Raw genomic sequence first — 11,339 nt, forward strand, 5'->3', positions numbered from 1 at the left:
TGTCATACATAAGAAAAACATAGAGAGATCCGTCGAAATTTGTTCCACGTGAAACATCTCTATGTTTTTCATCCTGATGTTTTGACCTTATCTGACAACAGCACCTACCGGAAGGCCTTCATCAACAGTTGCCAGCGACAATACGCCATCTTTTTCGCCTACCAAAATCATGCCTTGCGATAATTCACCGCGCAGTTTAACAGGCTTCAGGTTGGCAACAACAATGACTTTGCGGCCGACGAGTTCTTCCGGTTTATAATATTGCGCAATCCCAGAAACAACCTGGCGTTGTTCATAGCCGAGGTCGAGCTTCAGTTTTAACAGTTTATCTGCCTTTTTCACCGGTTCACAGGCTGTAACTTTTGCCACCCGCAATTCTACTTTTGCAAAATCATCGATCGTGATTTCATCTTTTGAGTCGTCCACTTTTGCTTTTTCCTGCTTCGGTTCTTCTTTTTTCGGTGCAGTGCCTTGCATTTGCGACTTGATGAATTGAATTTCTTTTTCCATATCGAGACGTGGGAAGATCGGTTCCCCTTTTTCGACGACTTTTGTGCCTTCCGGAATGCTGCCGAATGAAGAAAGGCTTTCCCAAGTATGCAAGCTTTCATCCGTTAAATTCAATTGGCCGAAAATTTTCTTCGGCGCCGACGTTAAGAATGGCTGTAAAAGAATGGCGATATGCCGCAGCGATTCCGCCAGATGCACCATTACCTCGGCGAGTTCCGCGCGTTTCGATTCATCTTTGGCAAGGACCCAAGGCGTCGTTTCATCGATATATTTGTTTGTCTGGCTGACGAATTCCCATAAAGAAGACAATGCAACAGAAAACTGCATGTTTTCCATGGCTTCTTCGTATTTTTTCAACGCTTCTTTATATGCCGTCACAAGCTGGATGGAAAACGGATTATGCGATCCGGAGAAGGTTGGGATCACCCCGCCGAAATATTGGTTCATCATGGCCACGGTCCGGTTTAAAAGATTGCCGAGGTCATTGGCGAGATCAAAGTTGATCCGTTCGACAAACCCTTCAGGCGTAAAAATTCCGTCCGCCCCGAACGGCACTTCCCGCAGTAAATAATAACGGAGCGCATCCAATCCGTACCTGTCGATTAGCGTCACCGGATCAATGACATTCCCTTTTGATTTCGACATTTTTCCATCTTTCATCAACAGCCAGCCGTGCGCAAATACTTTTTTCGGCAGCGGCAAATCGAGCGCCATCAGCATAATCGGCCAGTAAATCGTATGGAACCGCACGATTTCTTTTCCGACAAGATGGACATCCGCCGGCCAATATTTGAGGTATTTCGAATCATCATCGCTGCCATAGCCGAGTGCTGTGATATAATTGCTCAGCGCGTCAATCCAGACATAGATGACATGCTTCGGGTCGCCCGGCACTTTAATGCCCCAGTCAAAAGTCGTCCGCGATACAGCCAGATCCTCAAGCCCCGGTTTAATGAAGTTATTGATCATTTCATTTTTCCGGCTTTCCGGCTGGATGAAATCCGGATTTTCTTCATAATATTGCAAAAGCCTGTCGACATATTTCCCCATTCTGAAAAAATAGGATTCTTCTTTTACTTTTTCAACCGGCCTGCCGCAATCCGGGCATTTCCCATCCACCAGCTGGCGTTCCGTGAAAAACGATTCACATGGCGTACAGTACCAGCCCTCATATTCCCCTAAATAAATATCCCCTTTGTCGAGCAATTTTTTAAAAATTTTCTCGACCGATTTTTTATGCCTTTCCTGGGTGGTGCGGATAAAATCATCGTTGGAGATATCTAATTTTTTCCATAACTCTTGGATACCTGCCACAATTTCATCCACGTATTGCTGCGGCGTGACGCCTTTTTCTTTCGCTTTCCGCTGGATTTTTTGCCCGTGCTCATCCGTTCCGGTCAGAAACATGACATCATATCCACGCATTCTCTTATAGCGGGCCATCGCATCCCCTGCAACGGTTGTATACGCATGGCCAATATGTAAATTTCCGCTCGGGTAGTAGATCGGCGTTGTAATATAAAAAGTTTTCAATTTTTCTTCCAAAGCAGCCTCCACCTTTCGATCAGATTAGACATCCTGTTGCAGCTTCATCGCTCTATTGATGAACTCCTTAAAGAATAAGTATAAAACTTTTCCTGAAAATAAGCAAAATCCGTAAGCCGGCCAGGCAGGATCCGGCAAAAATGCACTGTATATTTAGTATAGCGCATCTTCCGTATTCCGTTCCATCGCGGCGCGGCTTTTAAAAATATTCAAAGCGGCAATAACCATTATAGCCCGCACGCATCGGTTTTAACCGGACCCGCGTGGGGGGCAGCAGCATCTTTTTTGGAATTTGTCGAAAAATATTTTAAACAAATTTGTTTTTTTATTCCAATTTATCTCCTATAATACAATTAGACAGGATATGTTAAAAAAGGGGTATTCGTCAATTTTTGATAGATAAAGAAGTGCAAAGTTATAAAAAGCAGTTGGTTGTAAGGGTTATGTAATGGGTCAAAAATATTCTTTTAGGGAGGAGAGTCGTTATGAAATCTACAGGCATTGTGCGGAAAGTTGATGAATTGGGCCGCGTTGTCATTCCGATCGAATTGCGCCGTAATCTTGGGATTGCCGAAAAAGACGCACTCGAAATTTATGTAGACGATGACAAAATCATTTTGAAAAAGTATAAACCGAACATGACCTGCCTTGTCACCGGCGAAGTGTCCGACGACAATCTCCAGCTGGCCGGCGGGAAAATCGTGTTAAGCCGGGAAGGCGCAGAACTGTTAATGAAAGAAATAGAAGAAAACTTCCATCTTGCAAGATAGGCAAGTGGGGCTGTCCCAAAAGGCGGTAATCTGGCTGAAGGGGCGCCCCTTTCTTTGTGAAAAAATTATTATCGTTGGTTGTTGATGATCGCGAAATTCACTCGCTTTCCGCACGCGTCGCGAGCCTCCTCGCTTGTTCCCGCAGGAGTCTCGTAAATTTCGCGATCATCAACGTGCAATAGACGAAGTAAGTGCAAAAAAAAAACCGCCTTTTCCATTATAATGTAGGTGTCGAACAAACATTGAATGGAGGCGGTTTTTTTGAGTAACTATTCAGCTACCTTTATTGATTATAACATGGGAAAACTCATTCTTCCAATGGATTTCAGTGACATGATTCCAGAAGGCCATGTAGCCCGCGTTGTCAATGTATGGTAAATCAAATCAGCGATGATATCCTGACAATAAGAAAAACCGTCGAGAAAATTATTTTCTCAACGATTTTTCATGTTTAAGAAGGGGCTTTTGGGACAGCCCCTTTTTCTTTATATTTCGTGATAAATTTGGTAAACTTCCCTTTTTGGCAGCTTCCGGTCCTTTGCCGCCAATTTAATGGCTTCTTTTGGCGGAAGCTGTTTTTGGCTGATATATGCATCCACATGTTCCTTGACGGATAAAGCGGACCACCAGAGCCCCCTGTTTTCTTCCTGCGTTTCCGGGCTGCCTTCCACAATCAGGCAGAACTCGCCCCGGATTTCATTATTCTGTACCCATTCAACAGCTTCTTCAATTGTCCCCCTGATAAATTCCTCGAATTTTTTTGTCAGCTCGCGGCTGATCGCAATTTTTCTATCCCCTAAAACATCCAGCATCATTTCCAGCGTTCTTTTCAGCCTGTGGGGCGCTTCGTATATAATAAACGTCGAAGCAATCTTGCCCAGCTTCTCCAATTCCGCCCTTTTTTCCTGTTTATCGCGCGGCAGAAAACCGTAAAAATAAAACGGCTGCGGCGCAATGCCGGAAGCGATCAGTGCCGTCAACGCCGCATTTGCCCCCGGAAGCGGAACGACGGTAATATTTTCGCGGATGCAGGCGGCAACAAGCTCATATCCGGGATCTGAAATGCAAGGCATGCCCGCATCGCTGATTAATGCGACTTTTTCGCCGCGTGAAAGCCTTACGAGAATATCGCGCGTGCTTATTTCCTTATTATGTTCATGGTGGCTGACAAGCGGGGTATGGATATCAAAATGGGCGCAAAGTTTTTTGCTGTTCCGTGTATCTTCCGCGGCAATGAGATCGGCGCTTTTTAAAATGCGCACGGCCCGGAATGTCATATCTTCCAAATTTCCGATCGGGGTTGGGACGAGATAGAGAATTCCTTTCTTTTCTTCATCCCGAAAACTTGCCTGCTGCTGCAAGATCAACACCTGCCTTTTCCAAAAATCGTTCTTTTTCCCGCCGCGTCAACTGTTTAAATGCATATTCCGCTTTCATAGCATCGCTTTTTGTTTCATATTCGCGGTAATACAGCAGGCGGACCGGCGTTCTCGTCCTCGTATATTTGGCGCCTCTCCCTTCATTATGTTCACGGAGCCGCCTTTTAAGGTCCACGGTGTACCCTCCGTAAAAACTGCCGTCGCAGCACAAAAGAACATAAAAATATGGTTTAGTTTTTCTTTCCATACAGGATTTCTTCCACTTCTTCCGTATATTCGTTGTTCTCCTTGTACACAACCAAAGGGGGGAGAATTTTTAAATCCGGTTTCCCGTCTTTTATGCCTTCCATCAGGATTGTGTTTGCTTCTTTTCCCGCTTTCGGATACACAAGCCGGAGTCGCTTTGGTTCGAGTCGGTATTTTTTCATAAGCGTAATCAAATCGACAAGCCTGCCCGGGCGGTGGACAAATGCCGCTTTCCCCCCCTGCTTGAGCATTTGGCTGCTGACCCTTACAACATCCTCCAATGTGCAGTAGATCTCATGCCTTGCGATCGCCAAATGTTCGTTTTCGTTTTGGATTGTCTTTGTCTGCGATGGGAAATATGGCGGATTGCACGTCACAACATCAAACTTGCCATACCCCAAAACTGCGGGCATATCTTTCAGGTCGCCGTGAATAAGCCTAATTTGCCCCTCCAGCCCGTTATAGGCAATACTCCTTGTCGCCATATCATACAGCCTTTCCTGTATTTCAACACCCGTAATTTCCGCTTTTGTCCGCGTACTCAGCAAAAGGGGAATCACGCCGTTTCCCGTGCAAAGGTCGAGCACTTTCCCTTTTTGGATCGGCAAATAAGCGAATTTTGACAGCAGCACCGCATCCAATGAAAAAGCAAAAACGGAAGGGCTCTGCACAATCCGCAAATTTTCCGCCAGTAAATAATCCAATCGTTCATCTCCTAATAATTTCACCATTGATTCCGTATCCTCCAAAACTTTTGCCGCATGAAGCGCATCAAACCGCATAGCAAAATCGGCTCTCTTTAAAAAATAGCCTTCCCCGGAAGAAGGAAGGCTAAATTTATGATGAACCGCCCATAAGGTTACTTTTTATTGAGAAAAGAAAGGCAAAATAAACAATCTTCCCCGTTGCGCGGGCTTCCGAAATGGATATTGCAAATATGGAAGCCTTCCTGGTAAAGGCGGGCAAGATTGTCATAACCTTCCCCAATATCCAAAAGCGTTTGCGGAACGCCTTTTTCCTGGATCTTGCGGACAATTTCAGCCGGTTCTTCCTGCTGATTTTCATCCTCTTCGCCGGGTTCCTGCCGCAATTGCCTCCTGAAATACTCATTTTGGATTTTCAGAACGTTGTTTTCTTCGATGACTTCCGTTAAATACTGTTTCAGTTCCCCTAACTTTTCATGGAGTGTCCCGATCTGCACTTCCATCTGCTGTATCGCCTCGAATATTTCTTTCCTATCCATCAGTTCTCCACCTCATTAATCCGTGGATTGAATTGGAACAACATCCTCATTTAAAAACTCTTCCATCGTATACTCTATGACCCGTCCCTGGCCCTGCAATTCGATCTGCAATATCCTTTCCAAAATATTCAAACCGGTGACCTTTCCAATCCCGTGGGGCGTTTTAACGGTTTCACCGATATCCGGAAGTGCTTCTTTCACCGCTTCATATTCATCATTTTCATATTTCAGGCAGCACATCAATCGTCCGCAAAGCCCGGAAATTTTCGTCGGATTTAAAGAAAGATTCTGGTCTTTCGCCATTTTGATCGATACCGGTTCAAAATCGCCCAGGAAGGTGGAGCAGCACAGCATTCTTCCGCACGGGCCGATACCGCCGAGCATTTTCGCCTCATCGCGCACCCCGATTTGCCTGAGCTCAATCCTTGTCCGGAAAATGGAAGCCAAATCCTTTACAAGCTCCCTGAAATCAACACGCCCGTCAGCGGTAAAATAAAAAATGATTTTATTCCGGTCAAATGTATATTCAACATCAACCAGCTTCATCTCCAGCTGGTGTTCCGCGATTTTTTTCATGCAAATCTTGTATGCCTCTTTTGCCGCGGTTTTATTTTCATTTACTGCCATATGATCCTTTTGGTCGGCAATGCGGATAACTTTTTTGAGCGGCAGCACTACATCATGTTCCCCGACAACTTTGCGGTTTGTGACAACAAGGCCGTATTCGATGCCGCGGGCGGTCTCAACAATCACCGTGTCGTCTTTTTGGACGGGAAGATCACCCGGGTCGAAGTAATATACTTTACCGGCCTTTTTAAATCGGATCCCTACTACATTAAACAAAGGCTGTTCCCCCCTGCAAATTTAAAACAAGCTGTTCCATGAGCAATTGCTGATTGACATTGGCATTCAATTTCTTTTTTGCATCTAAAATTGCTACCATTTTTTCAGCCAGAGAACGCGGGGAGTAAGAAAGAATATCCGAAGAAAAACGGGCTTGCTGATCGGGATAAACCAAATCCTCCTGTTTTCCCAGATGGATGGAAAGAAGATCTTTATAAATCCATATCAACAGATCCAATCCGAGATCCAGTTGATTTTTTTCTTTAAAATGCTGAAACCATCCTTCCTGCAAAAAGACCATTGCGTAAGAAGGTGATTTCGTAAGGGTTGTATATAATTTTAACACTATTTTTCGGGCTTGTGCAAACCACTCATCCTTGCTTAAGGAAAGCGCCTCTTCCAAATGGTTGGTCATATGGGAAAGCAGCGGGGCCAAATCGCGGCTGACCCCGTTTTCGATCAATTGTTTTTTCAATAAATTAGGAGAGATCGGCTTGAATGAAACAATTTGGCAACGCGATAAAATGGTGGGCAGGATCCGGTGCAATTGAGTCGTCATTAAAATCGCCGTTGTATCGGCGTTTGGCTCTTCCAAAAATTTCAACAGGCTGTTGGCAGCGCCGATGGACATTTTTTCGGCATCAACGATCATATACAGTTTCCGCTTGGATTCAACCGCGCGTTTCGAAAACTCCTGCTGCAGCTGTTTGATCTGTTCCTTCTTGATGGAAAGCCCGTCCGGTTCAATCAAATGGACATCGGGATGGGAACCATGGTTGATTCTCATGCAGTTTGAGCAATGTTCACATGGAAAAAAACCATCCGCCGGCTGCAGGCAGAATAATGTTTTTGCCAATAATTGCGCGGCCTCTTTTTTCCCCGTACCGCGGCCGCCTTCGAATAAATAGGCATGCGCCATCCGCTTGCGCCTGATGCTGTTTTTCAGCAAAGTTGCCGCAACGGGCTGCACCTTTTCAAATTCTTTCCATGTCATGGCTTCCTTCACTCTCTTAGGTATATAAATTGATCAATAAACCTTTGATCTCACCGATTTTCCCGAGAATATCCAGCGCGGGCTGTTCCTTCCTAATATATTCTTCGGTTAAGTCCGCCAGTTTTTGGTCAATCGTTTCGACAATCTGCATTTTGCGGCTTTCCCCGAACTGGTTCCAGTCCTGGGACTGTTTCATTTTCATGCTGTAATCGACAGCCTGTTTTACAAACTGCTTTACTAGCGCCTTAAATCTCAACAAATCTTTAAAATTGCGGGTACGGGCCAGTTTGCTGCCGGCCTCGTCGAGTTGTGACAACAATTGGTTGAGCTCGTCCATTTGCAGTTTTTCCCCGCTTGATTTGACCATTTCCGCAAAATTTGACGTATCCGCAGCAGCACTTTTCGTCCCTCGGGCCACATTGTTCAAACTTACACTTAAATCCTGGTTGATCTTCAAGGGCAATTCCCTCCATTAAAACTGGTGAAACTCATCTACCGGCAGCACAAATACCGTTGCGCCGCCCACTTCAATCTCAACCGGATACGGAATGTAGGAATCGGCATTGCCCCCCATCGGTGAAACAGGGGTAATAAACTGTTCCCTTGATTTACAATTTTCCTTAATGACCTGCAGCGCTTTATTAACGCGGATTTCTTCGGTTCCGATCAGAAAAGTCGTGTTGCCGGATTTTAAAAATCCTCCCGTCGACGCAAGTTTTGTCACGCGGAAATTATGGTCGATCATCGCTTTCATTAAGCGGTTGCTGTCCTGGTCCTGCACGACTGCTACAATCAGTTTCAATTTCTTCCCCTCCTGAAATTCCAAACGTATATTTATCATTCATTATATCATTGTTATATATGAAATTCTGTCCGATGAGGTGATTATCCTTTTACCCGGAAAAATTTTTCCCAAAGTGGTCGCGGACGGCATCCAACACTTTTTGCAAAGCTGTTTCATAAATATATTCTACATCTTTATTCGCATCAATAGCATACATTCTCTCCGGGAACCGCCGTAACAATATTTGGAATCCTTCTTTTACTTTCTTGTGGAATTCCAATGCCTCGAGGTCAAGGCGGTTTACTTCGCGGTTTTGATTTTTGGCGATCCGGCCGAGCCCCGTTTCCACTTCAACATCAAAATATAACGTCAAATCCGGCAGCAGGCCGTTTGTTGCAAACTGATTGATGCGGTAAACTTCTTCAATCCCGATCCCCCTTGCATATCCCTGGTACGCGAGCGAACTGTCGATAAACCTGTCGCACAAAACAATAGCACCGCGCTCAAGGGCCGGTATGACTTTTTCCGCAAGATGCTGCCGGCGGCTTGCCGCATAAAGCAAAGCTTCCGTCCTCGCGTCCATTTCGGTATTTTCCGGGCTCAGAATAATGCTGCGGATCTGCTCGGCAATTCTAATGCCCCCCGGTTCTCTCGTCAATACAACTGGAAAACCGGCCTCCCGCAAATATGCTGCAATTTTCCCAATAATGGTTGTTTTCCCCGCACCCTCGGGCCCTTCTGCGGTTATAAAAATCCCTTTCATTGAATCTACCTCTCTTTATCAATAAACTGCCAGTTTGTTTTCGTTAAATGGGGGATCCGCATGGAATTTGGCTCCATACGAACGCAATTGTTGAATATGTGCGATATGCGCCTGCGTAATGCGCTCACCCGGCATAAGGAGCGGTACGCCCGGCGGATACGGCACCACCATTTTCGCTGCAATCCTGCCGGCGGCATCTTTAAAAGACACCCATTCCACCTGTCTTTCTTCCATTTCTGCATAGGTCATTTGAAGTACCGTTAAACCAGCCGGAAATTCTAATGTTGCTTTTTCTTTTTTGGCATGCGCTGTTACACAGGTCAAAGCTTTATCAATCCGCCCGGCGGCATCTTCAAAAGGAAAAGGCATTCCTTTTTTTAATAGCGGCAGCACAAGCACTACCCTATCAAGATCGGCCATTTCCGGATACACACTCTTCTTTTCAAAAGCGGACTGAAGTACAAATCCGGATACGCCCGGCAATGACACCAACAATTTCAAAGGATCCTGCCCTTCTTTTTCCTGTACTTTTAACACTTTACGCAGTCGGTGGATAAACCGTTCCCTTTCCGACATCGTATAACGGATATCTTCATCGTTAAAATTTGCCGCATACCACCGTGCATAGTCGAGCGACATCATGATCGGATAGGACGGGCTGCTCGATTGCAAGACAGATAAGTAATATTCGAGCTTTTCGATTGGAAAGCGGGGATTGCCGATATGCAAAAAAGAACCCATCGTCATGGCCGGCAGCATTTTATGGGCGGACTGGACAACGGCATCAGCCCCCAAATCGAGTGCCGATTTCGGGAACGGGCCGCCGATACAAAAATGGGCCCCGTGCGCTTCATCCACCAGTACATAAGCGCCATGCCTGCGGGCAATCCTGACCATCGATTGTATATCAAATGTCATACCGTAGTACGTCGGATAAGTAAAGATGCACGCCCTGATTTCCGGGCACTGTTGAAAAGCATGCGCAAACAGTTTTTCGGAAAATCCGGCTGCAATTTCGAGCTCTCCATCGATTTCAGGGAAAAGAAAAACCGGTTGTACGTTAGCAAGACGCAGCGCATGCAAAATGGATTTATGGCAGTTCCGGTCAACCAACACCCGGTCCCCCGGCCGGCAAATGGCAAGAATCATCGCCAAATTGCCAACCGTGCTCCCGTTTACTAGAAAATAACTTTTTGTGCTGCCATAATACGCTGAAAGCAGATCCTGCGCCTCTTTGATTGCCCCTTCGGCATGGTGCAGATCATCCAATCCGGATAATTCCGTTGCATCATATTGTAAAAAAACCGCACTGCCCTTTAACAGCGGCTCCATCAGCAATCCATTTTTATGCCCCGGCACATGGAATGAGATGGGTCTGCTGCTGTGATGCCGGCAGAGCGCTTCATATAAAGGCATTCTTGTTTGGTCCATGCACATTACCCCAGTCTTTATCAGGGACCGCGGCAAATCCCGGCCCTTCAGCTTTGACTTCTCTATTTTACTATAAACGAAACAAGAGGAGACAACAGCAAAATAGATGGCAAAAATATAACCAAGCCCCTTTTGTCGCTTGGTTATATATACATTTGCGGTTTTCCTATTGCTTTTAACTGCCGGATAAAGTACAAATACCGCGGATCCCCTGTCTCCGTATGGACAATTTCATTTTCGCAATCGCTGCAGATGAAAGATGTATAAAGATGAATACCGCTTGGTTTCATTTGTTCGCAAATTATGCACATTTCCGGTTCGGTTTTTGTTTTCAAATTCCCCACCCCCTGTTCCACTATATTTGCCATATTTTTTACCATCTATTCACAATCAAACAGACTTTTGAAAATGTTTAAAATCGAACGGCACTGGATATATTGTATCGTATGCTGTTTTAACCGGTGTGTGTTTGTCTAGGATAGGGGGCGGGAAAGACTTGCATCCTTGCAGCTTTTTTATTAGCGAAGGAATGTATTATCAATTCGTGAACCTTCCCGGAACAGCAGATGCAAAGATGCGGCCGCTGATTTTTTGCACTTTTCGCTGATATTTAATGATTACCGCTTGTTTCTTTTCCAAATTCGCCGATTTTTCCTTTTACAAAGAAGTAGTAGAGGAAAACTGGTATTTTAAAGGGACACTGTCATACCCCCGTATGTATTGAAAGATGCAGATACCGGCATTTTTTTATTAAAAAATTGCTGTATCATGGGCAATTGACATACCCTGGGGTGTATATAAATTAGTGGCCGCCGATATTTTTGTACTTTT

13 protein-coding genes are annotated in these 11,339 nt (G+C 45.2%); 1 reads left to right on the plus strand and 12 read right to left on the minus strand.

What is annotated here, in order from left to right; all coding sequences use genetic code 11:
- Positions 1–87: 87 nt before the first annotated feature.
- Positions 88–2,055, minus strand: coding sequence for a methionine--tRNA ligase (gene metG / locus BpJC4_RS10615; RefSeq protein WP_151697879.1), 1,968 nt, complete (start codon positions 2,053–2,055; stop codon positions 88–90).
- 485 nt (positions 2,056–2,540) lie between these two features.
- Between metG and abrB the strand changes: the two genes are divergently transcribed.
- Positions 2,541–2,825 carry a transition state genes transcriptional regulator AbrB gene (gene abrB, locus BpJC4_RS10620; RefSeq protein WP_151681837.1) on the plus strand — a complete coding sequence of 95 codons (285 nt, stop codon included), beginning with the start codon at positions 2,541–2,543 and terminating at the stop codon, positions 2,823–2,825.
- Positions 2,826–3,310: 485 nt separating this feature from the next.
- Here the strand turns inward: abrB and rsmI are convergent, their stop codons facing one another.
- From rsmI to BpJC4_RS10675, 11 genes are all read right to left on the minus strand, one after another.
- Positions 3,311–4,186 (minus strand): 16S rRNA (cytidine(1402)-2'-O)-methyltransferase, encoded by an 876-nt coding sequence (rsmI, locus tag BpJC4_RS10625; RefSeq protein ID WP_172968360.1) that lies wholly within the window; start codon positions 4,184–4,186, stop codon positions 3,311–3,313.
- Positions 4,158–4,451 (minus strand): GIY-YIG nuclease family protein, encoded by a 294-nt coding sequence (locus tag BpJC4_RS10630; RefSeq protein ID WP_151681835.1) that lies wholly within the window; start codon positions 4,449–4,451, stop codon positions 4,158–4,160. The genes rsmI and BpJC4_RS10630 overlap by 29 nt, the downstream gene beginning before the upstream one ends.
- Positions 4,435–5,181 carry a tRNA1(Val) (adenine(37)-N6)-methyltransferase gene (locus tag BpJC4_RS10635; RefSeq protein WP_151697881.1) on the minus strand — a complete coding sequence of 249 codons (747 nt, stop codon included), beginning with the start codon at positions 5,179–5,181 and terminating at the stop codon, positions 4,435–4,437. Before BpJC4_RS10635 ends, BpJC4_RS10630 begins: the two co-directional genes overlap by 17 nt.
- 128 nt (positions 5,182–5,309) lie before the next feature.
- On the minus strand, positions 5,310–5,693 hold the full coding sequence (yabA, locus tag BpJC4_RS10640) for a DNA replication initiation control protein YabA (RefSeq protein ID WP_151681833.1): 384 nt from the start codon (positions 5,691–5,693) through the stop codon (positions 5,310–5,312).
- A gap of 15 nt (positions 5,694–5,708) precedes the next feature.
- Positions 5,709–6,536 carry a PSP1 domain-containing protein gene (locus BpJC4_RS10645; RefSeq protein ID WP_151681832.1) on the minus strand — a complete coding sequence of 276 codons (828 nt, stop codon included), beginning with the start codon at positions 6,534–6,536 and terminating at the stop codon, positions 5,709–5,711.
- Positions 6,529–7,530, minus strand: coding sequence for a DNA polymerase III subunit delta' (gene holB / locus BpJC4_RS10650; protein WP_151697882.1), 1,002 nt, complete (start codon positions 7,528–7,530; stop codon positions 6,529–6,531). Before holB ends, BpJC4_RS10645 begins: the two co-directional genes overlap by 8 nt.
- 16 nt (positions 7,531–7,546) lie before the next feature.
- Positions 7,547–7,987 carry a YaaR family protein gene (locus BpJC4_RS10655; protein ID WP_151697883.1) on the minus strand — a complete coding sequence of 147 codons (441 nt, stop codon included), beginning with the start codon at positions 7,985–7,987 and terminating at the stop codon, positions 7,547–7,549.
- Positions 7,988–8,002: 15 nt separating this feature from the next.
- Positions 8,003–8,332, minus strand: coding sequence for a cyclic di-AMP receptor DarA (gene darA, locus BpJC4_RS10660; protein WP_151681829.1), 330 nt, complete (start codon positions 8,330–8,332; stop codon positions 8,003–8,005).
- A 91-nt stretch (positions 8,333–8,423) separates the two neighbouring features.
- Positions 8,424–9,077 carry a dTMP kinase gene (tmk, locus tag BpJC4_RS10665; RefSeq protein WP_151681828.1) on the minus strand — a complete coding sequence of 218 codons (654 nt, stop codon included), beginning with the start codon at positions 9,075–9,077 and terminating at the stop codon, positions 8,424–8,426.
- A gap of 18 nt (positions 9,078–9,095) precedes the next feature.
- Positions 9,096–10,508, minus strand: coding sequence for an aminotransferase class I/II-fold pyridoxal phosphate-dependent enzyme (locus BpJC4_RS16905; protein ID WP_151681827.1), 1,413 nt, complete (start codon positions 10,506–10,508; stop codon positions 9,096–9,098).
- A 143-nt stretch (positions 10,509–10,651) separates the two neighbouring features.
- Positions 10,652–10,843, minus strand: coding sequence for a sigma factor G inhibitor Gin (locus BpJC4_RS10675; RefSeq protein WP_371862196.1), 192 nt, complete (start codon positions 10,841–10,843; stop codon positions 10,652–10,654).
- Between the last annotated feature and the right edge of the window lie 496 nt (positions 10,844–11,339).

It is taken from the genome of Weizmannia acidilactici (genome assembly GCF_008974185.1).
Classification (GTDB): Bacteria; Bacillota; Bacilli; order Bacillales; family Bacillaceae_C; genus Weizmannia; species Weizmannia acidilactici.

What these genes read in the sequence shown, in the direction of transcription:
- abrB (WP_151681837.1), top strand. Translation starts at nt 2,541, where the DNA reads ATGAAATCTACAGGCATTGTGCGGAAAGTTGATGAATTGGGCCGCGTT.
- BpJC4_RS10630 (WP_151681835.1), bottom strand. Translation starts at nt 4,451, where the DNA reads ATGGAAAGAAAAACTAAACCATATTTTTATGTTCTTTTGTGCTGCGAC.
- BpJC4_RS10635 (WP_151697881.1), bottom strand. Translation starts at nt 5,181, where the DNA reads ATGGTGAAATTATTAGGAGATGAACGATTGGATTATTTACTGGCGGAA.
- yabA (WP_151681833.1), bottom strand. Translation starts at nt 5,693, where the DNA reads ATGGATAGGAAAGAAATATTCGAGGCGATACAGCAGATGGAAGTGCAG.
- holB (WP_151697882.1), bottom strand. Translation starts at nt 7,530, where the DNA reads ATGACATGGAAAGAATTTGAAAAGGTGCAGCCCGTTGCGGCAACTTTG.
- tmk (WP_151681828.1), bottom strand. Translation starts at nt 9,077, where the DNA reads ATGAAAGGGATTTTTATAACCGCAGAAGGGCCCGAGGGTGCGGGGAAA.
- BpJC4_RS16905 (WP_151681827.1), bottom strand. Translation starts at nt 10,508, where the DNA reads ATGGACCAAACAAGAATGCCTTTATATGAAGCGCTCTGCCGGCATCAC.